Consider the following 24,491-nt stretch of genomic DNA (forward strand, 5'->3'; position numbering starts at 1 on the left):
AGTCTAGGCGCGCGTCTGGTTTGATGGAAACGAATAGTTCTTATGCAAGGTAGAAAAGGAGCTAATACCTTGGGACTTTCGCTCGAAATCGACCTGCTGCGTTCGTTTGTCGTGATCGCCGAGGTGCGCGCCCTCAGCCGCGCGGCCGCGCGTGTCGGCCGGACCCAGTCTGCGCTCAGCCAGCAGATGAAGCGGCTCGAAGAGATCGTCGACCAGCCGCTGTTCCAGCGTACCGGCCGCGGCGTGGTGCTGACCCACCCGGGCGAGCGGCTGCTCGTGCATGCGCAGCGCATCCTGCGGCTGCACGATGAAGCGATGGCCGACCTGTGCGGCACGGGGCTGTCGGGGACCATCCGGTTCGGGTGCCCGGACGATTACGCGGAGGTGTTTCTGCCGGCGCTGCTGCGGCAGTTTTCGAGCCAGCATCCGCAGGCGATCGTCGAAATCGTATGCGGGCCGACGCCGCGTCTGCTTGAACAGCTCGAGAAGCGCGCGGTCGATCTCGCGATGATTTCATTGCCGGACGACGGGTCGAGCGACGACATCATTCGCCGCGAGCAACTGGTCTGGATCGGCTATCCGGGGTTGGAGCCGGCGCATTTCGATCCGTTGCCGCTCGCGCTTTCCGATCGCGATACGCTCGATCACATCGCGGCCTGCGACGCGTTGAAACGCGCCGGCCGCGATTATCGCGTCGCGTATGCGAGCAGCAGTCTCGCGGGGCTGATTGCGCTAGTGCGCTCGGGGCAGGCGTTCGCGGTGATGACGCAGACGGCGGTGCCGGCCGACCTGGCGATCGTCAACGGCGATCCGCGATTGCCGCCGTTGCCGGCTGTGGGCATTACGTTGAAATTCGATCGCAAGCGGCCGTCGCATCTGACGGCGGCGTTCGCCGAGCATATTCGCGCGGTGTTGCCGGTGCTGTGACGTACGACGCGAATCAGTCGACCATCGACGAGGCCGGCGCTGCGTTGCATGGCCATCCGCATCCACCGCCGTGTCGGGCACGCGTATCGCCGCCTGCCTGCCCGACCGCTTGAGTTCGGTCTCCCGATATCGAATCACCCAACGTCAACCCGCTTGCACGCCGCGCTCCTCCGCAAGCAACCGGCGATAGTGGGGCAACGCGGTGAACAGTAACCACGCGGCGAGCGCGGCCGCGATCGTGCAGATGATGCCGATCGAGTGGCCGACCATCTTCGGATTGCCGAAGCCCCGATCGGTGACGAGCGCGATCAGCGTCGGACCGAGCCCGAAACCGAGCAGCTGCGCGAAGAACGAGTAGAGCGCGCCGACGGTGCCGCGCATGCGGCTGGGCGCCACGAGTTGTAGCGCCGCGGCCATGCACCCGGTCGGCAGCGTGAAGAAAAAGACGGTGCCGGCGGCCGCGGCCAGGGTACCCGTCGCGCCGGGCGCGAACGGGATGCTCGCGCAGCAGAGCAGCATCGGGATCATCGCGAATGCGGCGGTGCGCAACGGCGCATCCTCGTAGCCGCGTCGTTCGAACCGACGCACGACCCAGGGCCCCGCCAGCGCGCCGAGAATCCCGAAGCTGACCACCAGCGCGCCGAAGCGGAACCCGACGAGCGCCGCAGGCATGCCGTGCGAACGGATCAGGTACGTCGGCATCCATGCGGGCATGCCGAGCACGACGATCGCGAGCATGCCGACGCCGAACAGGATGCGGGCGTAGAACCCGCGTCGCGCCCACAGGAACTCGAAGGATTCGCGGGTCGAGAACTGGCGGTCGTCCGCACTGCCGCTGATGACCTTGCTGCGCATCGGCTCGCGCACGGTCAGCCATACCAGCAACGCGAACAGGATGCCCGGCAGCCCGATCAGCACGAATGCCAGTTGCCAGGTCTCGAACCCTGCGAGCATCGGGAACTGCAGGCGGACGTTGCGGGCGAACGAGATGACGAGGCCGCCGGCGACGAGCGAGAGCCCGCCGCCGAGCATCGGGCCGAGAATGAACACGCTCATCGCGCGCGGCATCTGCTTCGCCGAAAAGCAGTCGGCGATCATCGACAACGCGATCGGAAACACGCACGCTTCGCTGGCCCCGACGCCGAAGCGCGCGAGGAACAGCCCCTGGAACGTGGTGGCCTTGCCGCACAGGGCCGTGAAGACGCACCACAGGCAGATGCCGACCAGCAGGATGTTGCGCCGATTGGCCACGTCGACGAGCCGGCCGAACAGCGGCGATGCGATGAGGTAGGCGGAAATGAACGCGATGCCCTGGACGAGGCTGAGCTGCGTGTCGGAAATGCCGAGCGAATGCCGGATCGGGTCAACGAGCAGGTTGAGCAGTTGGCGGTCGATATACGCGAGCGAATACGCCAGCGTGATGATCATCAGGATGTACCAGGACCGGAGGCTGTCATGGACGACCCTCGACGAGGATCGTCCTGCTAGCGCATCGTCCAGGCCGCCGACGGGCGGGACTTCATTCATGGCATTCCTCATCTTTTACTCCGATACGATCGTTTGATTGATGTGACGTGTGGGGTGAACGTGAAAGACGCAACCTGCGAAGCGGCGCGCGCGCATCGTCATCCGGGCAGTATCGCAACCGGTACGCATTGGTCATCTGCCGGCGTGCCGCCGACCCGGCACACACTCGATAACCAAACTATCGTTAGGTAGTTTGAGGCGACGAAGAACGCCATGCCATGGGTGTTATCCATTAAGCGTTGCTTCCGTGAATCGGGAGCCGGGACATGACACCCGGTCATGCGTTTGACACGCGATAAAGGCTTCGAACGGGCCCCGCCGGCGCGTTCGCGCGCGGATGCACGAGCGCGACGCGATCCATTCCGGAATCGCTATCAACGTCCGGGTTTGACCGGATGGAGCGATCGTATTTTTCTTATAAATCTATCGTTAGTTAGATAAACGGAGCATGCGGAAGATGCCGTATCCGCTTGCCGGCCTGGCTGAATTTCGAAGCACGGAATACGGGACGTGACCGGTGGAACACACATTCCACGGCCTTCCCGATCGACGCCGGAATAGAGGCCGCACGAACGGCCCGGCGTCGATGTCGCGAGGTCATGTTTCACGCTGTGACATGACGCATGCGCCGCCGTCCATCCCGGACGAAGGCGCTGCGATCCTGAACTGGAGGAGCACGATGACTGACGATGTACTACGCGATTCGCGCCGCTTGCCGGATGGTTTCGAAGCGCTCGAACCGTTTCTCGAGCGCTGGAATGCGGCGACGTCACATGAACGCTGGATCAATCGCGCGGCCACGCCGTACCCGGAGATCGTGACGTTCTACGAAGCGATGTCCGGGCGCGCGGAGGAGGCGACCGTCTACCTCGAGCAGTTTCCGCACGACGACATGCCGGTGCCCGCGCAGAACCTGTTTCGTCTGCTGCTCGCGATGTGCCATGCCGCAATCGCCGTCGAGATGCACCAGGCATCGGGCATCCGGCATGCGCCGCCCGCCCACGCTTTGAAGATCACGACCGGCTTCCAGCCGCACGGCTGATCGCGCCGCGTCGATTCGATTCCGAACCTTGCCGTCCCCCATCCCTTTCAGGAGCTGGCATGAACCACCCTGGCGAACTCAAACCGAGCCTGACGGAATCCGTCGGCCTGTCGACGAACCCGATGCCGACCACGCTGTACACGGATCCGGAGCAGTACGAAACAGAGCGCGAGCGGATCTTCCGTCGCGCATGGCTGATGGTGGGCCGCGTCGAGCGGATCCCGAAGCCGGGCGATTTCTTCGTGAAGGACCTCGCGGTCGCGAAGGCGTCCGTAATCGTCGCGCGTTCGGAGGACGGCAAGGTCCGCGCGTTTCACAACGTCTGCGCGCATCGCGCGAACATCGTCGAGCACCGGCCGAGCGGTAATGCGAAGCGCTTTGTCTGCCGCTATCACAGCTGGGGCTACAACAACGCGGGTGAACTGGCCAACGTGCCCGACGAGGCCGGCTTCTTCCATCTCGACCGGAAGAAATGCGGGCTGACGCCGGTGGCGCTCGACGTGTGGGATGGCTGGATCTTCATCAACCTGGCGCCGGAGCCGGAGGTCAGCCTCGCGGAATTCCTCGGGCCGATGGCCGATGCGCTGTCCGGGATCGACTATCCGAACGCCGACAACGCGATCGTGCTGCGCGGCGAGTTCAAGGCGAACTGGAAGGCCGTGGCCGAGAACTTCAGCGAGGTGTATCACATCGCGTCGATTCACCCGAGGACGTTCGGGCCGATCTACACGGGCAAGGAAAATCCGTTCGGGCGGCCGCTGGGCGCGAACCTGCGCGGCGCCCATCGTTCGTTCTCGCTGTGGTTGAACCAGAGCGTCCAGGTGCCTGAAGAGGCGAAGGTCATGCGCTGGCTGTTCTCGGCCGGCGAGACGGTGACGGGCACGCGCAACGTCGCGCAGGCCAATCCGCTCACCGAACACCGGGGCGTGAATCCGGAGCGGCATTCGGACTGGTCGCAGGACGTGAACTGGTTCTTCCCGAACTGGCACCTGCAGATCTCGGCAAACCAGTTCTGGACGCACGAGTTCTGGCCGACATCGGCCAACTCGACGATCTGGGAGGCGCGTTTCTACAACAAGAAGCCGAAGAGCGTGCGGGAGCGCCTGCAGCTCGAGCACTTCACGTCGCACATCTCCGACGGAATGCTCGAGGATCTCGGCAACATCGAGTCGATGCAGGCCGGGATGGAGACGGGCGCGAAGCCGTTCGTCTATTTCAACGAAAGCGAGATCCTGTGCCGCCACGGGCTCGAGCAGGTGGTCAGGTGGTCGTCGGCGTCCACCGTGAAGGACGCGATCGCCTAGCGTCGGTACCCGCGATCGGCCGCCGCCGAACGGTGGCGTCGATCGCGGCCGCTTCAGTCGATCTGCTTCTGCCACGCCGCGAAAAGGCAGCCGAGCGTCGCGACGCCCGCGATGAACCAGAACCCGTCGAGGGTGCTGAGGAACGCCGCCTGTTGCGTGATCATGCGGCTGATTTCAGCCAGCGCGAGCGCCCGCGCATTGTCGGCGGTCTGGCCGAGCGTCTCGAACGCGCGGGTGAGCGCGGCGAACGTGTCCTGGAACCGCGGGTCGTACGGGCTGGTGAACTCGGTCAACCGCGTCTCGTGCAGTGCGCGCCGGTGCTGGTCGAGGATGATCATCGTCGCGGTCGAGAACGAGAAGGTCAGCTGCTTGACGATGTTCTTCAGGCGATAGCCGTTGTGATATTCGTCGATCGCGAAGATCCGGAACGTGATGCCCGCGTTCGGCAGCGCGATGAGCAGCAGGAGCAGGCCCCGCAGGACGAGCGGAACGGCGAGCCACGCCATGCTGACATCCGGCGGCATGCTGGCCATCCACGCGCTGATCGCGACGGCGAGCATGAGCCCCGGAACGATCAGCCATTTCTTGTGCACGATGCGGGCCGAATAGCGGAAATAGGCGAAGGCGGCGACCAGCGACACGAGCGACGTGTATCCGACCAGCCTGCCGGCATTCTCGACCGGGTACGCGAGCCCGCCTTCGAGGAGTCGCGACACCAGATAGCCGAGCGCGTTGCTCACGTAGTAGTAGACGACATAGAGCGCGATGCCGGTCCGGTAGGTGCGCTCGCGCAACGCATGCAGCCGCATCAGCGGTTTCGGATGATGCCACTGGTGCCAGCCGAACCAGCCGAGGCAGAGCAGCGCGGATGCCGTGAGCAGCATCAAGGCCGGGCTCGCGGTATAGCGCTCGAACCGCACCTGCTGCATCGCGATCTGCAGCGCGCCTTGCGCGAACGCGAATGCGAGGTAGGGCCACAGATGCGCGTCGCCGCGCTGTTCCGGGACGACCTTGCCGGCGGGCGGCAGCGCGAACAGCGCGAGCGCCGCAAGCGCGACGCCGGCGAACGCGGTGCTGGCGAACAATGCGCGCCAGCCGAAATCGCTGACCAGATAGCCGCCGACGAGCGGCGCCAGCGCGCTGCCGAGCAGGATCATCGTCAGGAACAGCCGGGTGCCGCCGGCACGCCGCTCCGCGGGAAAGCCGACCTGCAGCAGGATTCGGCATGCGCTCATCATCGGGCCGATGAAGTAGCCCTGGAAGCCGCGCGCCAACGCCAGTTCGAGCGACGATTCGCTGACGAGCGCGATGATCGAGCCGCCGGCGAACAGCAGCAGCGAGCCCGTGATGTAGCGCCGATAGCCGATCCGCTCGACCCACCATTGCTGCTGCAGGATACCGACGACCGACGCGGTCGCGTACGCGCTCGAGGCCCACACGAGTTCGTCCGGCGACGCGTTGATGCCGCCGGCGATACGGGTCACGAAGAACGAAAACGACGAACTGTCGAAATAGTCGAGGCCGGTTGCCATCGCGATGGCCCATGGAAACAGCAGGTCGCGCAACTGCGCGAGCTTGCCGGCCGCGGGCCGGAATGAAGCTGTGTTCAAACGCGTGCTCAGGGCGTCGCTTTCGCGTCCTGCACCAGCATGTCGGCAGCCTTCTCGCCGATCATGATGGTGGCCGCATTGGTCGCGCCCGAGATCGGCATCGGCATCACGGAGGCATCGGCGATGCGCAGGCCCTGCACGCCGCGCACGCGCAGGCGCGCGTCGACCACGGCCATCGGGTCGCTGTCCGGCCCCATGCGTGCCGTGCCGTTGTGGTGATAGACGGTGCCGCCGCGCTGGCGCGCGAACGCGAGGATCTCGTCATCGGTGCGCACGTCCTTGCCGGGAAACATCGCGTCGACGTAGTACGGCGCGAACGGCCGGGCCTCCAGCACGGCCCGCGCCATCCTGACTACCGCCACCATCGCGCGCTGGTCCGATTCGTCGGTCAGGTAGTTGGGCTGCACATCCGGCAGCTCGTCGATGTTGGCAGAACGCGCCTTGACCCAGCCGCGACTGTCGGGGCGCTGCTTGTGGCCGCCCAGCGTCATGCCCGGATAGTGGTCGAGCAGGCCGGGCAGGCCTTCCTGATAGCTGCCGGGCGTGAACGAAACCTGCAGGTCGGGGCGCGACAGCGACGGTTCGGAGCGGAAGAAGAAGCGCATCGGCACCGGCCCCATGCTCAGGATGCTGGGCCGGCCGAAGAAGTACCGGGCGATCTCCCTGACCAGCGGCAGGCCGCGCCCGCGCTCGTTGATGGTGGCGACGTCCTTCACCTTGACGGCCACGCGCAGGTTGAAGTGATCGACCAGGTTGGCGCCCACGCCGGGCAGGTCGACCCGCGTTGCCACGCCGATGGCGCTCAGATGGTCGCGGTCGCCGATGCCGGAGATCTGCAGCAGGCGCGGGGTGTTCAGCGCCCCCGCCGCGACGATGACCTCGCGGTTGGCCCGCACCTCGCGCTCGGGCGCGCCGGCGCCGCCGGACCGATAACGCACGCCCACGGCGCGGTGACCGTCCAGCAGCACGCGGGTGGCGGGGCTGTCGGTGCGCAGCACCACGCGCCCCTTCTTGATCGCCGGATGCAGGTAGGCCTTCGCGGCGCTCCTGCGCTGCGGCGCGCGGCTGCGCGTGTCGATCATGAAATGCCACGGGCCGACACCGTCCTGCGCTTCGGCGTTGGAGTCGGCCACATAGGGATAGCCGAGGCTCTTGACGGCTTCGACGAACAGGTCGCACAACGGCGCGGGCATGACCGGATCGGTCACGATCAGCGGCCCGTTGCGGCCCCGGTAGCGATCGTCGCCGGGCCCGATGCGCGTTTCGGCCTTCTTGAAGAAAGGCAGCACGTCGTCGTAGCCCCAGCCCGGATTGCCGAGCGCGGCCCAGCCGTCGAAATCGGCATGCTGCCCGCGGTTGTAGACCATGCCGTTGATCGACCCCGAGCCGCCCACGACCTTGCCCTGGGTCAGCTCGATGGTGCGCCCGTCCGTGCCGGCAATCGGGCCACTGCGAAAGCGCCACACCAGCCTGTCGTTGAACAGGTTCTTGATGTAGCCCGCGGGAATGTGGATGAACGGGTTGGTGTCGGGCGGGCCGGCTTCCAGCACGCACACGGTATGGCCGGCTTCGGCGAGTCGCGCGGCCACCACGCTGCCGCCGCTGCCCGCGCCGACGACCACATAGTCGAAGGTTTCGCTCATTGTTCAGGCATCCAGATTGAAATTGACGGTCTTCAGTTCGGTGAACGCCTCGATCGTCGACCAGCCGCCTTCGCGACCCACGCCCGAGCGCTTGATGCCGCCGAACGGTGCGTTCGGGATGCTGGCGAAGCCGTTGACGCCGATCGAGCCGCTCTTCACTGCGCGCGCCACGCGGAACGCACGGCTTACGTCCGTGGTGTAGACGGCGCCCGCGAGGCCATACTCGCTGTCGTTGGCGATCCGGACGGCTTCCTCCTCGGTGTCGAACGGAATCACCGACAGCACGGGGCCGAAGATTTCCTCCTGGGCAATCTTCATGTCGTTGCGCACGTTCGCGAAGAGCGCGGGCTCGACCCAGTTGCCGTTGCCGAACGCGTCGCCCGGAAGGCGGCCGCCGGCCAGCAGCGTGGCACCTTGCTGCCGGCCGCTTTCCACGTATTCGAGCACGCGCGCCTGGTGCCGCCTGGAAATCATCGGCGCGGACGTGGTGGCGGCGTCGAACGGATCGCCGAACCGGATTTTTCCGAGTTGTTCCTGAGCGTGGTGCAGGAACTCTTCCATGATCGAACGGTGCACCACTGCACGTGAAGGCGTGGTGCAGACCTGTCCCGACAGGAAAGTGGAACAGAGCCCCATGAGCGCCTGCGCGGTGGCCGGCACGCTGCGCGTGTCGGGAAAGACCAGGGCCGCGCTCTTGCCGCCCAGTTCCAGCGACAGGCGCTTCATGGTCGGCGCGCTGGCCACCGTGATCTTTTCGCCGACGAGCGGGCTGCCGGTGAAGGTCACCTTGTCGACGCCGGGGTGCGACGTGAGGGCCGTGCCCGTTTCGGTCGCGCCGGTCACGAGGTTGAACACGCCGGGCGGCAAATCGCTGTCGGCGAGGATCTGCGCGAGCCGGCTCACGGCCAGGTTGGTGAGTTCCGACGGCTTGACGACCACGGTGCAGCCGCAGGCCAGCGCCGGCGCCACTTTCATCGCGAACGTCATCACCGGGCCGTTGTACGGCAGGATCGCCGCGACGACGCCCACGGGGTCGCGGAAGGTCATGTACTGCATGTTCGACGCGCCGGAAAAGATCGGCAGCGTGTCGCCGTTGATCTTGTCGATCCAGCCGAGGAAATGGTCGAAGATGTCGGCGGCCGCCTTCGCCGACACGCGCGAGTTGCGGCTGAAGGTGTAGGGAATGCCGTTGTCCAGCGTCTGCAGCCGGGCGATTTCCTCTTCGGCCGCGTACAGCCGCTCGACAATCGGCTGCAACAGGCGCTTGCGGTCCTGCGCGCGCATGCGCGGCCACGGGCCTTCGTCGAACGCCTTGCGTGCCGCGGCCACGGCCAGCGCCACGCCGCGCGCGCCGGCCTCGGCGAAGCTGGTCATGACCTCGTTCGTGCAGGGATTGAGCTGGTCGAAACGCGCATCGGGCCAGTCCAGCCACTGGCCGTCGATGAAGAGGCGGCCCGGGCGGACATTCAGCGCGTCGCGCTGGGAGACAAGACTGAGCATGGATTCAAAGAGGTAAGGGGGTTATTTCTGCACCCCGGTGAACACGTAGTCGCCTTCCGGATCCTTGCTGATCAACCCGAACGACGGCGAACAGAAATGCGTGCAGGTGAACAGCGTCGCGCTGCCGTCGAGACGCGAGAGCAGCGTGTGCCGCGTGGCTGACGACTGCGCGTTGTCGTAGTCCAGTATTTGCGCGATGTCGGGCTTCGCGATCTGTACTGGGTGATGCATCGCGTCGCCGCCGATGATGAATCGCTCGGTGCCCGCATCGACCTCGATGGCGATATGGCCGATCGTATGCCCGGGCGCGGAGAACACCGAGATGCCGTCACCCAGGTCGGTGTCCCGGTCGATGAAGTTCGCGAGCCCTGCATCGACGACGGGCTGGATAGACTCGTGGAACGACATGTCCTGCGCCTCGTACATGGCGTCGTTCGGGTCGCCCTGTTGCGCGAACTCGTATTCCGCCTTGCCGAAGTGGTATTTCGCGTTGGGAAAGGTAGGCAACCACCGGCCGTCCTTCTTGTAGGTGTTCCAGCCCACATGATCGAAATGCAGGTGCGTGCACAGCACGTCGGTGACAGCATGGCGATCGATTCCGGCCTGCTCCAGCGTGGCGAGAAATTCCAGTTGAAGATCGGCGAACGCGTCGAAGCCGGCGGTGTTCTTGTCGTTGCCGACGCAGGTGTCGACCACCAGCACGCGTTTGCCGGTCATGACGATGAAACACTGGCTGACGGCGCACATGCCGTGAACGTCGTCCACGTGCGGCGGCTTCATCCACGGGATCGACTTCATCACGTCGGGCGTGGCCTCGGGCAGTAGCGTTCCCAGAATCGCGCTGATGTCCATCTCGACGATCTGCATGACGTCTGCATGGCCGATCCGGGAGCGAATGGTGTGCAGCAATGGCATGGCGTTCTTCCTTGGAGGGGGCGCTGGGGGGCTTGCTGAAGGGCGTGGCGACTGCCCGCGCACCGATCGTCGATTCCACCACACAGCACATCGTTCCCACGGTTTTTACCGCGCTCTGTTTCGTACTTCGGAAGAGGTGGCCGCGATTTCGTTCGAAGACACGCGTGACGGACATCGCGTGCGTTTCCAACCATCGGAACAACGCGCGCGCCGCATTGCGGATATCGGCCGGACGGGCCTTTAATGCAGGCACGGGAAAACGTGCGTCGGGATTCCGGTCCTGACCGACAACACTTTCCGGAAGGACGGTTGCGTGCCGGCGGCGTGCTTGCATTGCGTCAGCCGGCGCAGATCGAATCATCCGGACAAGGAGACACCATGACGAACTCGCTCGTGACAGACGACTCGACGCCCGGCATCCGCGTCGTCACGCTGAATCGCGCCGAGCGGATGAATGCGCTCGACGGCGCGACGCTCGCGGCACTGAACGAAGCGGTGCGAACGGCCGCCGATCCGGGCCGCGATATCCGCGTGATCGTGATTCGCGGCAGCGGCCGTGCCTTCTGCGCGGGCAATGACCTGAAATGGCTCGCGAGCGGCGTACTCGCGGATCCCGCGGCGCACATGCGGCACCAGGACCTGATGCAGGACACGTTTTCGCTGATGGAGACGTCGCGACAGATCGTGATTGCGTCGGTCAACGGCTATGCGGTGGCGGGCGGGTTCGAACTGGTGCTGGCCTCCGACATCGTGGTGGTCGACGCGGACGCGGAACTCGGCGACGCGCATCTGCAGCGCAACCTGCTGCCGAGCGGCGGCGGCTCGCAGCGGCTGCCGCGCAAGATCGGGCTCGCGCGCGCGATGTACTACCTTGTCACGGGGCGGCGCATGACGGGACGCGACGCGGAGCGGATGGGGCTCGCGTCGCTGGCGGTGAGCGGCGACGAACTCGACGCCGCGACGATGCAGCTCGCCGGCGAGATCGCGCGGATCGACGCCGATGCACTGGCGGCCATGAAGCACATGGCCCGCCGCGCGCTGGAGATGCCGCTGAGCGACGGGCTGTCGATGGAGCGGTGGATGCAGTACCGCTACCGCATCGAATCGCCGTCGCTGGTGGCATCCGTGCACGATTTCGCGGCTCGCGGCAAAGGCTGAGCCGCGGCGCATCGCGACAGACGGCCGCTTGGGTTCACGCTCGCGCTCGCGTGGTGCGTGGCTTGCGGGGTTTCGATGCGGCGGGATCGGGCGCGCGCCTGGCCATGTCGACGGCCAGATGTTCGCGTTTCTCGATGAGGAAATCCATCAGCGCGCGCACCTTCGCGGCCATTTGCTCGCGCGACGGCGTGTACAGGTAGTAACCGGGAAACGGCTTGCACCACGGCTCGAGCACGCGCACCAGCGCGCCGGCGTCCAGATGTTCGCGCAGCGCGATGTCCTGGTGCTGGATCAGGCCGATCCCCTGCAGCGCCGCGCGAATCATGCCGTCGTCGTCGTTCGTGACCACGCTGCCCTGCGGTTCGACTTCGAACGCGTGCCCCTCGATCTCGGATGACGTGAACTCCCAGCGATAGATCGCGCCGCTCGTCGTGTGGCGATAGCACAGGCAGTTGTGCCCGATCAGATCGGCGGGCGTGGCGGGCTTGCCGTGGCGCGCGAAATAGTCCGGCGAGCCGACCACGGCCATTTCGAGCATCGGCGTGATCGGCACGGCCACCATGTGCTCGGCGAGACTCTCGCCCAGCCGGATGCCCGCGTCATAGCCGTCGGCGATGATGTTCGACAGCCCGTCGTCCATCACGAGTTCCACCCGCAACAACGGGTAGCGCGCCATGAATTCGCCCAGGTGCGGCTCGACCAGCTTGCGCGCGGCCACCCGGGACGTGTTGATGCGCAGCAGCCCGGACGGCTCGTGCCGGACTTCGTGCAGGTCGCGGATCGCCAGCTCGATCGAGCCGAATGCCGGCCGCAGCGTGTCGTACAGGCGTTGGCCGTCCTCGGTCAGCGACATGTCGCGCGTGGTCCGGTACAGGAGCTTCACGTTCAACTGCCGTTCGAGCGCCTTCAGGTTCTGCGACAGCGCGGCGCGCGACACGCCCATTTCGGCGGCGGCCTTGGTGAAGCTGAGATGGTGGGCGATGTGCACGAACCACGCGAGGGAAGGGAGTTGGGACGGGTCCATGATTCGATTGTCAAGTGTGACTGACGAATATAGTTGAAATTTGTCTTGCCGGACATCGGCGATAGGCCGGTGTCCGCCGTGCGACGACATGCGGCGCGTCGATGCGAGGAGCGAGGAGCGAGGAGCGGAAAGCGGAAAGCGGAAAGCGGAAAGCGGCGAGGGCGGGCGCCGCGCGTTCTCGCCAGGGGGCGGGGGCAGGCGCGCGGATGGGCGCGGGCCGATTCACGTGCGACGCGGGCGAAGCGGGGAAGCGCACCGACCGTCGATGCGACGGCGGTGCGAGCGGCGATGCGGGGTGGGTCAGATCAGACGATTTTTCGCGATCGCAAGTCGGCGACCGCGCGCGCATCCAGTCCTATGCCCGCGAGGATTTCATCCGTATGCTCGCCGGTCAGCGGCGGCCGCGTATGGATTTCCGGCGGCGTGCGCGACAGCGAAACCGGCGTCGCGAAGATCGGCACCTTCTTCGGCGCGCCCGGATAGTCCATCCAGTGGATCACGTCGGCCGCCTTGATGGTCTCGTCCTCCAGCGCCTGGCGCGGCGAGTTGACAGGGCTGGCCGGGATGCGCGCCTGTTCCAGTTCGGCCAGCGCGTCGGCCAGCGTTTTATCCGCGCACCATTCGCTCATGAGATCGCTCAGGAACGCGCCGTGCTCGCCGCGCAGCGTATCGTCGGCGAAACGCGGATCGTCGAGCAGTTCCGGCCGGCCCACGAGCTGCGTCCAGCGCTTGAACATCGGCTGGCCGATCACCTGGGTGATGAACCAGCCGTCCGTCGCCTTGAAGATGTCGGACGGCGCGTAGCCGGACGCGCGGTTCAGCGTGGCCTGGCGATCCAGGCCGAGCAGCGCCTCTTCGATCAGCGCGCCGCTGGCCATGTTGAGGCCGGTGCACAGCAGCGACGCGCTGACTTCCTGGCCCATGCCGCTGCGCTGGCGCTCATAGAGCGCCAGCATCACGCCGAGCGCGCAGGAAAACGCCGTGGCGAAGTCCACCACCGGCACCATGGCCTTCTGCGGCCGGTCGGGCGTGCCCGCGATGTGCACTGCGCCGCTCAGGGCCTGGCCGACGCCATCGAAGCCCACGCGGTCGCGCACGGCCTCGCTGTTGCCGAACGCATTGGACGCGACGAGGATGATGTCGGGCTTGATCTCGCACAGGCTGTCGTAGTCCAGGCCGAGGCTCTTGAGCGTGCGGGGCGGCATGTTGGCGATCACGATGTCGGCATCGACAACCAGCTTGCGCACGATATCGCGCCCGTCGGGGCTGTCGAGATCGAGCGTCATCGAGCGCTTGTTGCGGTTCACCTGCAGGTACAGTGCGCCTTCGCCGTGTTCGGTCACGGGCACGATGAAGCGGTCCTCGCCGCCGCCGACGCGGTCGATGCGGATGACGTCGGCGCCATAGTCGGCCAGCAGTGCCGAGCAGAACGGCCCGGCGATGAAGCGGCCGAAATCGAGGACCTTGATGCCTTCGAGTACTTTCATGTTTCGTTTACGGTTGGGTCAGGCGGAGGTCGCGGCCGCGCGCACTTCATCGAGCGCGGCGGGATTGTCCAGCGACGACAGGTCGCCCGGCGGTTGTCCGCAGTACACGCTGCGGATCACGCGCCGCATGATCTTGGAGCTGCGCGTCTTCGGCAGTTGCGCGACCACATGCACGTGGCCGGGCCGGAACGGGCGCCCGAGGCGCTTGTCGACGTGACCCGATACGATGGCCTCCAGATCGGCGGCCGCGACGCTCGCGTCGGGCTTCGGCACGACGAACACGACGAGCTTCTGCCCCTTGTCGGGATCGGCCACGCCGATCGCGGCTGCCTCGGACACGTCGGGCAGCTCCAGCACGACTTCCTCGACCTCGGCCGGCCCCAGGCGCTTGCCGGCAACCTTCAGCGTGTCGTCGGAGCGGCCCATCATGAAGTAGTTGCCGTCGGACGTGCGCAGCGCGAGGTCGCCGTGCACCCAGATGCCCGGAATGGTCTGCCAGTAGGTTTCCAGATAGCGTTCGTCGTCGCGCCAGAACGATTGCGTCATGCCGACGAACGGCGCGCGGATCGCCAGCTCGCCGATTTCGCCGGTCACGCTCTGGCCGTCGGCGTTCACCACGTCCGCGGCCACGCCCGGCGACACGGTGTTGAAGCCGCTCGGCGGAATCGGGCGGATCGGCACGCTCGCGAGCAGCGCACCCGACGCCTCGGTGCCGCCCGTGTAGTTGATGACGGGCGCCGTGCCGTCGCCGAAGCGCTGCAGGAACCAGTTGAAATGCTCGGGCGCGATGCCTTCGCCTGCGGTGATCAGCAGCCGGACGGTGGAGCGGTCGCCCGCGAGGGCGAGTGCTTCGTGGCTGGCCATCCCGCGGATCAGCGTGGGCGCGGAGCCGAAGTGCGTGACGTGGTGGCGTTCCACCACGCGCGACATGCGCGACCAGTCAGGGTAATCGGGTGCGCCGTCGTAGCACACCAGCGTCGCGCCGCGCAGCAGCGCGCAGCCCAGCACCAGCGTGCCGGCGATCCAGCCCATGTCGGCGGGCCAGCAATAGACGTCGCCGGGATGCACGTCGAAGTGGATCAGCGAGTCGTGCGCGATCTTGATCGGGAAGCTGCCGTGCGTGTGCACCACGCCCTTGGGTTTGCCGGTGGTGCCCGACGTGTAGATCACCATGAACGGCGTATCGGGCGTGACGGACACGGGTGCGGTTCCGCGGCCCGGTGCGGCGCTCGCCGTTTCCCGCCAGTCGAGGTCGCGCGCATCCTGCGTGGTGTCGCTGTCGCCGCGCTTCCAGATCACGTGTTCGAGTTGCGGCAACTGGCGCCACGCGTCGCGCAGCGCGCCTTGCACGTCCACGCGCTTGGTGCGGCGCGAGAAGCCGGTGGACGCGATCACCATGCGCGCCTCGGCGGCCGACAGGCGGGCCACGATGGCGTCGACGCCGAAGCCACTGAACAGCGGCACGACCAGCGCGCCGAGATGCACGATGGCCAGCAGCGAGATGGTCGCCTCGACGCCGTTTTCCATCAGCAGACCGATGCGGTCGCCCTGTCTGACGCCGCGCTGTGCGAGCCCCGCGGCGAAATCGCCGACGCGCTGCGCCAGCTCCGCATAGGTCAGCGAGCTCACGCCGCCGTCCTCGCGTTCGGCCACCACGGCCTTTTGCTGCGACGTGGCGGGGTGGCGCGCCCATGCATAGATGGTGTTGACCCAGTTGAGCCGGCCGCCGGGGAACCAGCTCGGAAACTGCGGGCCGCGCGACAGGTCGACATGGCCAGTGGGCGGCTCGTCCCATGCGATCGCGCATTCGCGCATCACGACGTTCCAGTAGCGCTCGGGCTCCGCGATCGACACGCGCATCAGTTCGTCATACGACGGCACGTCGAGCGCGCGCATCAGCTTCACGATGCCTGCGTTCTGCAGCTCGCGCGGGCCGGGTTGCCACGCGTTGCCGGATTCGGGGTTGCTCATTGTTCGGTCTCCTGCCTTATGCGCGTTCTAAGATCATCGCGATGCCCTGGCCGCCGCCGATGCACATTGTCTCGAGGCCATAGCGGGCCTTGCGGCGCTGCATTTCGTGCAGCAGCGTGCTCATGATGCGCACGCCTGTCGCGCCCACGGGGTGGCCCAGCGAGATGCCCGAGCCGTTCACGTTGAGCCTGTCTTCCATCGCGTCCATGGAACTGCCCCAGCCCTTCACGCAGGCCAGCGCCTGGCACGCGAAGGCTTCGTTGAGTTCGATCAGGTCCAGCTGGTCGAACGTCAAACCGGTGCGCGCCAGCAGCTTCTGCACGGCGGGCACCGGACCGATGCCCATGCGCGCCGGGTCGCAGCCGGCGGCGGCCCAGCCGACCAGCCAGCCCATCGGCGTGAGGCCCAGCTCGTCGAGCTTGTCCTCGGCCACGATCAGGCACGCGGCGGCCGCGTCGTTCTGCTGGCACGCATTGCCGGCCGTGACCACGCCATCCTTCATGATCGTTCGCAGTTTGGCCAGGCTCTCAAGCGTTGTTTCGCCGCGCACGCCTTCGTCCTGCGCGACGATCAGCGCGTCGCCCTTGCGCTGCGGCACGGCGACGGGAACGATCTCGGCATCGAAATGCCCGGCCTGCTGCGCGGCGGCGGCGCGCTGGTGGCTGCGCGCGGCAAAGCGGTCGGACGCGTCGCGCGTGATGCCGTACTCGCGCGCCAGCGTCTCGGCGGTTTCGATCATGCCGCTGATGCGGCCGAACCGGCTCTCCGGCTGCGAGCGCTCGCGGCCGCGGTCGAGCCGGTCGTGCATCGTGACCGAGCCCGCGCGCTTGCCCCAGCGCATGTCGGTCGTGTAGAACTCGACGTTGCTCATGCTTTCGACGCCGCCGGCCATCACTACGTCGGCCGCGCCGGTCTGCACCATCATCGCCGCCGTGGCCAGCGCCTGGACGCCGCCGCCGCAGCGCCGGTCCAGCTGCATGCCGGCCACTTCGATCGGGAAGCCTGCCTGCAGCGCCACCCAGCGCCCGGTGCACGGCGTCTCGCCGCTCGCATAGCTTTGCGCGAACACGACGTCGTCGATGCGCGCGGGATCGAGCCCGGTGCGCGCCACGACGGCGCGTGCGACGGTGGCGCCGAGTTCCTCGACGGGAACGCCCTTCAACGTTCCGCCGAATGCGCCCACCGGGGTGCGCAGCGGGGAGACGATGGCTGCTCGTTTCATTTCGAATGCCTCTTGAATGTCATGAATGTTCCGCCGCCATCGCTCGTCTGTCACGCGCTGGCCGCTATCGTCCTGTCTCTGTCGTCGCGCGATCAGCCGTAGCGTCCACCCGTGACGTGCAGCACTTCGCCGCTGATGAAGCCGGCGCGCTCGCTGGCGAGGAACGCTACCGCGTCGGCGATGTCGTCCGGCCGCCCGACGCGCTTGATCGGCTGCGCGGCTACCGCGCGCTCCTTGATCGTTTCGTAGGTCGGCAGCGCCTGTACCATTTCCGTTTCCATGAAGCCCGGCGCGACGCAGTTCGCGGTGATCCCGTAGCGGCCTTCCTCCATCGACAACGCCTTGGCCATGCCGATCAGGCCGGCCTTGGCGGCCGAGTAGTTGGCCTGCGTCGGGTTACCCAGGTGCGCGCGCGAGCTGATGTTGATCAGCCGGCCCCAGCCCTGTTCGATGAAGTGCGGCATCACCGCGCGGGCGGCGAGGAACGCGCCCTTGAGCATCACGGTCATCACGAAATCCCAGTCGTCCTCGCTCATCTTCACCAGGTACTTGTCGCGCGGCGCGCCGGCGTTGTTCACGAGGATGTGCACGCCGCCGAAATGCGCGACCGTTTCATCGACGAGGCGCTGCACGTCGGCGGCCTTCGTGATGTCGCCCACGACGCAGTGCGCGGCCAGGCCTTCGTCCTGCAGTGCCTTCGCCGTGGCCTGCGCCAGTTCGGCATTGATGTCGGTGACGACGACGCTCGCGCCTTCCTGCGCGAGACGGCGCGCCGTGGCGGCGCCCAGGCCGCGCGCCGAGCCGGTAACGATGGCGACCTTGCCGGTCAAACCCAGATCCATGTGTGTCTCCTGAAGAATTGCGTTTCAGCGCAGGTCGACCCGCGCGTTAGTCAAAACCACCACGTTGCGCTCCACGGCCGTGACGCGCAGTGAAACCGTGTCGCCGCGCACCCACATCTCGGTGTGCAGCGTGTCGCCGGGCCAGGCCGGCGCGGTGAAGCGCACGCGCATGCCCGCGAAGCGCGTGTCGTCGTAGGCCAGCACCGTGCGCAGCACCGCGTGCGCGGCCACGCCCATCAGCGCCATGCCGTGCAGGATGGGGCGCGGAAAACCCGCCGAGGCGGCCACCGCGGGATCGGCGTGCAACGGATTCAGGTCGCCGCTCAGGCGGTAGATCAGCGCCAGTTGTGCGGGCGTGCTCAGCTCGCATACGTGATCGGGCGCGCCGTCCGGCATCGCATGGGGCGTCGGCAGCGCGCCGGTGCTGCCGCCTTCGCCAAAGCCGCCGTCGCCGCGCAATAGGCTCAGTTGCACCACGGTGGCGAGCAGGCGGCCCGTGTCGGCATCGGTGATGTCGCGCGTCTGCTGGAGGAACGCGCCCTTGTTTTCTCCTTTGTCCCACAGGCCGGTGATGCGCGTCGTGCCGTGGACGCGGCCGCTGGCTGGCAACGGCGCGTGAATCCGGATTTCCTGCTCAGCGTGCAGGATTTTTTGCCAGGTGATGCCGGTGTCCGCTTCGCGCGCCCAGAAACCCGGGTACGCGAGCACGTTCGCCATGGTCGGCAGTGCGCGTAGCGACTGGCCGTCCTTGCCTTCGTAGACGTAACGCAATTGCCCCGCGTCGAGCGGATCGGATCCGAGGCCCAGGCCGAGCGCGTAGAGCTGGGTATCGCGCAACGAGTACGCATGCTCGATGAGCGGGAACGGGCGGGACAGCAGGTAATCGGGCTGGAGCGGCATGGCGAACGTGACTGCAGTGGATTCGAGTTCACAAGATGGAACCGCTCCGTTTGCCGGTCAACGGATGGACGGACATTGTTCCGTACCTTGATGGATGCCCGGGCCACCGAGGTCGCTGGCCCCAATGCCCGCCTTGTCGGCGCGATTTCATCCTCCGGAACGTTTTCGGCAAAGCGATTGTTTCGCGCTGGCCGCCGGCGCAGCATTTCGTCGTTTTCTCCACATTTTTCAGGCGTACCGACATGATTCGCGATCAAGAAACGCTCAACGGCCTGCTCGATTCCATCGCCCGATTCGTGCGCGAGCGGCTCGTGCCCAACGAGGAACGGGTTGCCGAAACCGACGAGATTCCCGAGGACATCGTCGCCGACATGAAGGCGATGGGCCTGTTCGGCCTCACCATTCCGGAGCGCTTCGGCGGCCTGGAGCTGACGATGGAGGAAGAGGTGCTGGCGGTGTTCGAGCTGTGCCGCGCTTCGCCGGTATTCCGCTCGCTGTTGGGCACCACGGTGGGCATCGGTTCGCAGGGCATCCTGTTCGACGGCACACCCGAGCAACAGGAGAAGTACCTGCCGCGCCTCGCGACCGGCGAATTGATCGCCTCGTTCGCGCTGACCGAGCCGGAAGCCGGCTCCGACGCTGCCTCGCTGCGCACCACGGCCGTCAGGGACGGCGACGACTACGTGGTCAACGGCACCAAACGCTTCATCACGAACGCGCCGCAGGCGGGCATCTTCACGCTGATGGCCCGCACCAATCCCGAGGACAAGGGTTCGGGCGGCATCTCGGCCTTTATCGTCGACGCCAGGACGCCCGGCATCAGCTTCGGCAAGCGCGACAGGAAAATGGGCCAGAAAGGCGCGCATACCTGCGACGTGATCTTCGAGAACGCGCGCGTGCCGGCTGCGAACCTGATCGGCGGGAAGGAAGGGCAAGGGTTCAAGACCGCGATGAAGGTGCTGGACAAGGGCCGCATCCACATCGCGGCGGTTTGCGTGGCCGTGGCCGAACGCATGCTGTCGATGGCGCTGGCGTATGCGATGGAGCGCAAGCAGTTCGGCAAGCCGATTGCCGACTTCCAGCTCGTACAGGCGATGCTGGCCGACAGCAAGGCCGAAATCTATGCGGCCCGCTGCATGGTGGTGGATGCCGCGCGCCGGCGCGACGACAAACTGCCGGTCAGCACCGAAGCGTCGTGCGCGAAGCTGTTCGCATCCGAGATGTGCGGCCGCGTGGCCGACCGCGCGGTACAGATTTTCGGCGGCGCGGGCTATATGTCCGAGTACGGGATCGAACGCTTCTACCGCGATGTGCGCCTGTTCCGCATCTATGAGGGCACGACCCAGATCCAGCAGATCGTGATCGCCCGCAACATGATCCGCGACGCGCAATAACCCGCCGGGGAGGCGATGCAATGACCGGTTTCAGTAAAAGTGCCGAAGCGCAGCCACATGGCGGGCATCGCGTGTCGTGCGACCAGACGATCGACGTCGAACCTTCGCCGGTGAGCCCCGGCTCGAACGGCATCCGGCGCGACCACGCGAACTGGGCCTGGGCGGGAAGCAGTGCCCATTACGACTGGATGGATCTCGCGCCGCTCTTCACGCACCGCGACTGACGCGGCCCGCGGCTCGCGGTCGTCCGCCCGGTTGTGCGCCGGTGGATGACCGGCGAGCCGGTCGTACCCTCAACCCTTCGGCCGGTCGTCTGAATACCATTTGCCGTCGTGAAGCCGATTGCGGCCTTCAGGCGATGTGACGAGAATGCAGATGGCCGGATCCGGTCCCGATGCAATGGCGAACGACCGATGCGGCGTTCATGCGCCCCCGGCGGTTCGATCGGGCGGCGGATGAATCGCGTCGACAGATTTCATTCAACCCTTAACGATTCATGGCCGCCGTGATGCCTACTCCCATCCAGTCCATCCTGATCGCGAACCGCTCGGAAATCTCGATTCGCGTGATGCGCGCCGCCGCCGAGCTGAACATCCGCACGGTGGCGATCTATTCGAAGGAAGACCGGCTCGCGCTGCATCGCTTCAAGGCGGACGAGAGCTACCTGATCGGCGAGGGCAAGAAACCGCTCGCCGCGTATCTCGACATCGACGACATCCTGCGCGTCGCGCGGCAAGCGAAGGTCGACGCGATTCACCCCGGCTACGGCTTCCTGTCCGAGAACCCCGATTTCGCGCAAGCCGTGATCGACGCGGGCATTCACTGGATCGGCCCGTCGCCCGACGTGATGCGCACGCTCGGCAACAAGGTGGCCGCGCGCAACGCGGCGATCGCTGCCGGCGTGCCGGTGATGCCGGCCACCGCGCCGCTGCCGGACGATCTCGACGAATGCAAGCGCCTGGCCGCGGAAGTCGGCTATCCGCTGATGCTCAAGGCGAGCTGGGGCGGCGGCGGGCGCGGGATGCGCGTACTGGAAAGCGCTCAGGATCTCGAGACCCTGCTGCCTGTCGCGCGCCGCGAGGCACTGGCCGCATTCGGCAACGACGAGGTGTACGTCGAGAAACTCGTGCGCAATGCGCGGCACGTCGAGGTGCAGGTGCTCGGCGACCTGCACGGCACGGTCGTGCACCTGTACGAACGCGATTGCACGGTGCAGCGGCGCAACCAGAAGGTGGTCGAGCGCGCGCCGGCGCCGTATCTCGATCCGGCGGGCCGGCAGGCGCTGTGCGAATCGGCGCTGCGCCTGATGCGCGCGGTCGGCTATACGCATGCGGGCACCGTCGAGTTCCTGATGGATGCCGACACCGGGCAGTTCTATTTCATCGAGGTGAACCCGCGCATTCAGGTCGAACATACGGTGACCGAACTGATCACCGGGATCGACATCGTGAAGGCGCAGATCCGCATCACGGAAGGCGGCCGGATCGGCCTCGCGGAGGATGTCGCGGCGGGCGACGGTGCGATCGCCGAGCGCGCGGCCGGCGTGCCCGCGCAGCAGGCGATTCCGTTGAACGGCCATGCGCTGCAATGCCGGATCACGACCGAGGACCCGGAGAACGATTTCCTGCCCGATTACGGGCGGCTTACCGCGTACCGCAGCGCGGCGGGCTTCGGCGTGCGGCTCGACGCGGGCACCGCATATGGCGGCGCGGTGATCACGCCGTACTACGACTCGCTGCTCGTCAAGGTGACGACATGGGCGCCGACGGCGGCCGAATCGATTCATCGGATGGATCGCGCGCTGCGCGAGTTCCGGATTCGCGGCGTCACGTCGAACCTGCAGTTCCTGGAAAACGTGATCAACCACCCGGCCTTCATCGCGGGCGATGTCACGACGCGTTTTATCGACAAGACGCCGGAACTGCTCGAATTCGCGAAGCGCGGCGATCGCGCTACGAAGCTGCTGCGCTATCTCGGCGAACTGAACGTGAACGGCAACGGCGAGATGAATGGCCGCACGCTGCCGGCGTTGCCGCTGCCGAAGCCGGTTCTGCCGAAGATCGACACGGCGACGGCGATTCCGGCCGGCACGCGCGACCGGCTGCGCGAACTCGGGCCGGAGAAGTTCGCGCGCTGGATGCTCGACCAGAAGCAGGTGCTGCTGACCGATACGACGATGCGCGATGCGCACCAGTCGCTTTTCGCGACGCGCATGCGCACGGCCGACATGCTGCCGATCGCACCGTTCTACGCGCGCGAGCTGTCGCAACTGTTCTCGCTCGAATGCTGGGGCGGCGCGACCTTCGACGTCGCGCTGCGCTTCCTGAAGGAAGATCCGTGGGAGCGGCTCGCGTTGCTGCGCGAACGCGTGCCGAACATCCTGTTCCAGATGCTGCTGCGCGGCTCGAACGCGGTCGGCTACACGAACTACGCGGACAACGTCGTCCGCTTCTTCGTGAAGCAGGCCGCGAGCGCGGGCGTCGACGTGTTCCGCGTGTTCGATTCGCTGAACTGGGTGCGCAACATGCGGGTGGCGATCGACGCGGTGGGCGAGAGCGGGATGCTGTGCGAAGGCGCGATCTGCTACACCGGCGACCTGTTCGACACGTCGCGTGCGAAGTACGACCTCAAGTATTACGTCGGCATCGCACGCGAGCTGCAGCAGGCCGGCGTGCACGTGCTCGGCATCAAGGACATGGCCGGCATCTGCCGCCCGCAGGCGGTCGCGACGCTGGTGAAGGCGCTCAAGGAGGAAACCGGGCTGCCGGTGCATTTCCATACGCACGACACGAGCGGCATTGCCGCCGCGTCGGTGCTCGCGGCGATCGACGCGGGTTGCGACGCGGTGGACGGCGCACTCGATGCGATGAGCGGCCTCACGTCGCAGCCGAACCTGTCGAGCATCGCGGCGGCGCTGGCCGGCGGCGCGCGCGATCCGGGGCTCGATCCCGATCGCCTGCACGAAGCGTCGATGTACTGGGAAGGCGTGCGCCGCTACTACGCGCCGTTCGAATCGGAGATTCGCGCGGGCACGGCCGACGTCTATCGTCACGAGATGCCCGGCGGCCAGTACACGAACCTGCGCGAGCAGGCCCGCTCGCTCGGCATCGATCATCGCTGGACCGAGGTGTCGCGCGCGTATGCGGACGTGAACCGGCTGTTCGGCGACATCGTCAAGGTCACGCCGACGTCGAAGGTGGTCGGCGACATGGCGCTGATGATGGTCGCGAACGATCTGCGCGTGGACGACGTGCGCAACCCGGACAAGGACATCGCGTTCCCCGAGTCGGTCGTATCGCTGTTCAAGGGCGAGCTGGGTTTCCCGCCGGACGGCTTCCCGGCGGACTTGTCGCGCAAGGTGCTCAAGAGCGAGCCGCCGGCGCCGTATCGCCCGGGCGACCAGATTCCGCCGGTCGATCTCGACGCGGTGCGCACGAAGGCCGAGGCCGCGTGCGAGCAGCCGCTCGACGACCGGCAACTGGCGTCGTACCTGATGTATCCGAAGCAGACGGTCGACTATTACGCGCACGTGCGCACGTACAGCGACACGTCGGTGGTGCCGACGCCCGCGTTCCTGTACGGGCTCCAGCAGCAGGAGGAGGTGGCGATCGACATCTCGCCGGGCAAGACGCTGCTCGTGTCGTTGCAGGGGCAGCATGCCGATGCGCAGGACGGCCTGGTGAAGGTGCAGTTCGAGTTGAACGGCCAGTCGCGCACGGCGCTCGTCGAGCAGAAGACGGTCGTGCACGCGGGCAAGGAGCGCCACGGCCTGCAGCGCGCCGATCCGGCCAATCCGCTGCATGTGGCCGCGCCGATGCCGGGCTCGGTCGTGACGGTGGCGGTGCAGCCGGGGCAGCGCGTGACGGCCGGCACGACGCTGATCGCGCTCGAGGCGATGAAGATGGAAACCCACATCGCGGCGGAGCGCGATTGCGAAATCGCGGCCGTGCACGTGAAGCCCGGCGAGCGGGTCGCGGCCAAGGATCTGCTGATCGAGCTGAAGGGCACGGCGTAACGCGCGCGGG

At 66.6% G+C, this 24,491-nt stretch carries 18 protein-coding genes; 7 read left to right on the top strand and 11 right to left on the bottom strand.

Going from position 1 to position 24,491, the window contains the following annotated elements; genetic code table 11:
- Positions 1 to 42: 42 nt before the first annotated feature.
- A complete protein-coding gene (locus CUJ89_RS19965; RefSeq protein ID WP_201752376.1) occupies positions 43 to 927 on the top strand; it encodes a LysR family transcriptional regulator in 885 nt (294 codons plus the stop codon).
- 144 nt (positions 928 to 1,071) lie between these two features.
- On the opposite strand, the gene CUJ89_RS19970 is transcribed toward CUJ89_RS19965, so the two are convergent.
- Positions 1,072 to 2,355: an MFS transporter gene (locus CUJ89_RS19970; protein WP_236655037.1), complete on the bottom strand. Its 1,284-nt coding sequence runs from the start codon at positions 2,353 to 2,355 to the stop codon at positions 1,072 to 1,074.
- A gap of 778 nt (positions 2,356 to 3,133) precedes the next feature.
- Here CUJ89_RS19970 and CUJ89_RS19975 point away from each other — a divergent pair.
- Together CUJ89_RS19975 and CUJ89_RS19980 are read left to right on the top strand one after the other, a co-directional pair.
- Positions 3,134 to 3,496 (top strand): hypothetical protein, encoded by a 363-nt coding sequence (locus tag CUJ89_RS19975; RefSeq protein WP_152036644.1) that lies wholly within the window; start codon positions 3,134 to 3,136, stop codon positions 3,494 to 3,496.
- Between the two features lie 59 nt (positions 3,497 to 3,555).
- Positions 3,556 to 4,800 carry an aromatic ring-hydroxylating oxygenase subunit alpha gene (locus CUJ89_RS19980; RefSeq protein WP_114179217.1) on the top strand — a complete coding sequence of 415 codons (1,245 nt, stop codon included), beginning with the start codon at positions 3,556 to 3,558 and terminating at the stop codon, positions 4,798 to 4,800.
- Positions 4,801 to 4,853: 53 nt separating this feature from the next.
- Here CUJ89_RS19980 and CUJ89_RS19985 read toward each other — a convergent pair whose 3' ends face one another.
- Genes CUJ89_RS19985 through CUJ89_RS20000 form a run of 4 tightly spaced genes read right to left on the bottom strand, consistent with a single transcriptional unit; the run spans position 4,854 to position 10,552 of the window.
- Positions 4,854 to 6,410 (bottom strand): MFS transporter, encoded by a 1,557-nt coding sequence (locus CUJ89_RS19985; RefSeq protein WP_236655038.1) that lies wholly within the window; start codon positions 6,408 to 6,410, stop codon positions 4,854 to 4,856.
- 8 nt (positions 6,411 to 6,418) lie between these two features.
- The gene (locus tag CUJ89_RS19990; protein ID WP_114179218.1) at positions 6,419 to 8,053 is read right to left on the bottom strand and encodes a GMC family oxidoreductase; all 1,635 of its coding nucleotides are present in this window, start codon (positions 8,051 to 8,053) and stop codon (positions 6,419 to 6,421) included.
- Between the two features lie 3 nt (positions 8,054 to 8,056).
- Positions 8,057 to 9,553: an aldehyde dehydrogenase family protein gene (locus tag CUJ89_RS19995; RefSeq protein ID WP_114179219.1), complete on the bottom strand. Its 1,497-nt coding sequence runs from the start codon at positions 9,551 to 9,553 to the stop codon at positions 8,057 to 8,059.
- A 21-nt stretch (positions 9,554 to 9,574) separates the two neighbouring features.
- Positions 9,575 to 10,552, bottom strand: coding sequence for an MBL fold metallo-hydrolase (locus CUJ89_RS20000; protein WP_152036645.1), 978 nt, complete (start codon positions 10,550 to 10,552; stop codon positions 9,575 to 9,577).
- Between the two features lie 294 nt (positions 10,553 to 10,846).
- On the opposite strand from CUJ89_RS20000, the gene CUJ89_RS20005 reads away from it, so the two are divergent.
- Positions 10,847 to 11,626 (top strand): enoyl-CoA hydratase/isomerase family protein, encoded by a 780-nt coding sequence (locus CUJ89_RS20005; protein WP_114179221.1) that lies wholly within the window; start codon positions 10,847 to 10,849, stop codon positions 11,624 to 11,626.
- Positions 11,627 to 11,660: 34 nt separating this feature from the next.
- Here CUJ89_RS20005 and CUJ89_RS20010 read toward each other — a convergent pair whose 3' ends face one another.
- The 6 genes from CUJ89_RS20010 to CUJ89_RS20035 form a co-directional block, all read right to left on the bottom strand.
- Complete coding sequence (locus CUJ89_RS20010) at positions 11,661 to 12,650, bottom strand: LysR family transcriptional regulator (RefSeq protein ID WP_114179222.1); 990 nt, start codon at positions 12,648 to 12,650, stop codon at positions 11,661 to 11,663.
- 305 nt (positions 12,651 to 12,955) lie between these two features.
- Entirely contained in the window at positions 12,956 to 14,137 is a 1,182-nt protein-coding gene (locus tag CUJ89_RS20015; RefSeq protein ID WP_114179223.1) for a CaiB/BaiF CoA transferase family protein, read from the bottom strand.
- Between the two features lie 18 nt (positions 14,138 to 14,155).
- Positions 14,156 to 16,108 carry an AMP-binding protein gene (locus tag CUJ89_RS20020; protein WP_114179224.1) on the bottom strand — a complete coding sequence of 651 codons (1,953 nt, stop codon included), beginning with the start codon at positions 16,106 to 16,108 and terminating at the stop codon, positions 14,156 to 14,158.
- Positions 16,109 to 16,124: 16 nt separating this feature from the next.
- Positions 16,125 to 17,330: an acetyl-CoA C-acetyltransferase gene (locus CUJ89_RS20025; protein ID WP_114179225.1), complete on the bottom strand. Its 1,206-nt coding sequence runs from the start codon at positions 17,328 to 17,330 to the stop codon at positions 16,125 to 16,127.
- Between the two features lie 92 nt (positions 17,331 to 17,422).
- Positions 17,423 to 18,172, bottom strand: coding sequence for an SDR family NAD(P)-dependent oxidoreductase (locus tag CUJ89_RS20030; protein ID WP_114179226.1), 750 nt, complete (start codon positions 18,170 to 18,172; stop codon positions 17,423 to 17,425).
- Between the two features lie 24 nt (positions 18,173 to 18,196).
- Positions 18,197 to 19,072 carry a MaoC/PaaZ C-terminal domain-containing protein gene (locus CUJ89_RS20035; protein ID WP_114179227.1) on the bottom strand — a complete coding sequence of 292 codons (876 nt, stop codon included), beginning with the start codon at positions 19,070 to 19,072 and terminating at the stop codon, positions 18,197 to 18,199.
- Between the two features lie 242 nt (positions 19,073 to 19,314).
- Here CUJ89_RS20035 and CUJ89_RS20040 point away from each other — a divergent pair, with 242 nt between their 5' ends.
- From CUJ89_RS20040 to CUJ89_RS20050, 3 genes are all read left to right on the top strand, one after another.
- Complete coding sequence (locus CUJ89_RS20040; RefSeq protein ID WP_114179228.1) at positions 19,315 to 20,466, top strand: acyl-CoA dehydrogenase family protein; 1,152 nt, start codon at positions 19,315 to 19,317, stop codon at positions 20,464 to 20,466.
- Positions 20,467 to 20,486: 20 nt separating this feature from the next.
- On the top strand, positions 20,487 to 20,690 hold the full coding sequence (locus CUJ89_RS20045) for a hypothetical protein (RefSeq protein ID WP_114179229.1): 204 nt from the start codon (positions 20,487 to 20,489) through the stop codon (positions 20,688 to 20,690).
- A gap of 272 nt (positions 20,691 to 20,962) precedes the next feature.
- Positions 20,963 to 24,481, top strand: a complete 3,519-nt coding sequence (locus CUJ89_RS20050; protein WP_114179230.1) for a pyruvate carboxylase — start codon at positions 20,963 to 20,965, stop codon at positions 24,479 to 24,481.
- The last annotated feature ends 10 nt before the right edge of the window (positions 24,482 to 24,491 follow it).

The organism is Burkholderia pyrrocinia, from assembly GCF_003330765.1.
GTDB classification, from domain to species: domain Bacteria; phylum Pseudomonadota; class Gammaproteobacteria; order Burkholderiales; family Burkholderiaceae; genus Burkholderia; species Burkholderia pyrrocinia_B.

Excerpts from the sequence above, each read along its gene's own strand:
- CUJ89_RS19965 (WP_201752376.1), top strand. The coding sequence starts at position 43 with ATGCAAGGTAGAAAAGGAGCTAATACCTTGGGACTTTCGCTCGAAATC.
- CUJ89_RS19970 (WP_236655037.1), bottom strand. The coding sequence starts at position 2,355 with ATGATCATCACGCTGGCGTATTCGCTCGCGTATATCGACCGCCAACTG.
- CUJ89_RS19975 (WP_152036644.1), top strand. The coding sequence starts at position 3,134 with ATGACTGACGATGTACTACGCGATTCGCGCCGCTTGCCGGATGGTTTC.
- CUJ89_RS19980 (WP_114179217.1), top strand. The coding sequence starts at position 3,556 with ATGAACCACCCTGGCGAACTCAAACCGAGCCTGACGGAATCCGTCGGC.
- CUJ89_RS19990 (WP_114179218.1), bottom strand. The coding sequence starts at position 8,053 with ATGAGCGAAACCTTCGACTATGTGGTCGTCGGCGCGGGCAGCGGCGGC.
- CUJ89_RS19995 (WP_114179219.1), bottom strand. The coding sequence starts at position 9,553 with ATGCTCAGTCTTGTCTCCCAGCGCGACGCGCTGAATGTCCGCCCGGGC.
- CUJ89_RS20005 (WP_114179221.1), top strand. The coding sequence starts at position 10,847 with ATGACGAACTCGCTCGTGACAGACGACTCGACGCCCGGCATCCGCGTC.
- CUJ89_RS20010 (WP_114179222.1), bottom strand. The coding sequence starts at position 12,650 with ATGGACCCGTCCCAACTCCCTTCCCTCGCGTGGTTCGTGCACATCGCC.
- CUJ89_RS20015 (WP_114179223.1), bottom strand. The coding sequence starts at position 14,137 with ATGAAAGTACTCGAAGGCATCAAGGTCCTCGATTTCGGCCGCTTCATC.
- CUJ89_RS20020 (WP_114179224.1), bottom strand. The coding sequence starts at position 16,108 with ATGAGCAACCCCGAATCCGGCAACGCGTGGCAACCCGGCCCGCGCGAG.
- CUJ89_RS20025 (WP_114179225.1), bottom strand. The coding sequence starts at position 17,330 with ATGAAACGAGCAGCCATCGTCTCCCCGCTGCGCACCCCGGTGGGCGCA.
- CUJ89_RS20030 (WP_114179226.1), bottom strand. The coding sequence starts at position 18,172 with ATGGATCTGGGTTTGACCGGCAAGGTCGCCATCGTTACCGGCTCGGCG.
- CUJ89_RS20035 (WP_114179227.1), bottom strand. The coding sequence starts at position 19,072 with ATGCCGCTCCAGCCCGATTACCTGCTGTCCCGCCCGTTCCCGCTCATC.
- CUJ89_RS20040 (WP_114179228.1), top strand. The coding sequence starts at position 19,315 with ATGATTCGCGATCAAGAAACGCTCAACGGCCTGCTCGATTCCATCGCC.
- CUJ89_RS20045 (WP_114179229.1), top strand. The coding sequence starts at position 20,487 with ATGACCGGTTTCAGTAAAAGTGCCGAAGCGCAGCCACATGGCGGGCAT.
- CUJ89_RS20050 (WP_114179230.1), top strand. The coding sequence starts at position 20,963 with ATGGCCGCCGTGATGCCTACTCCCATCCAGTCCATCCTGATCGCGAAC.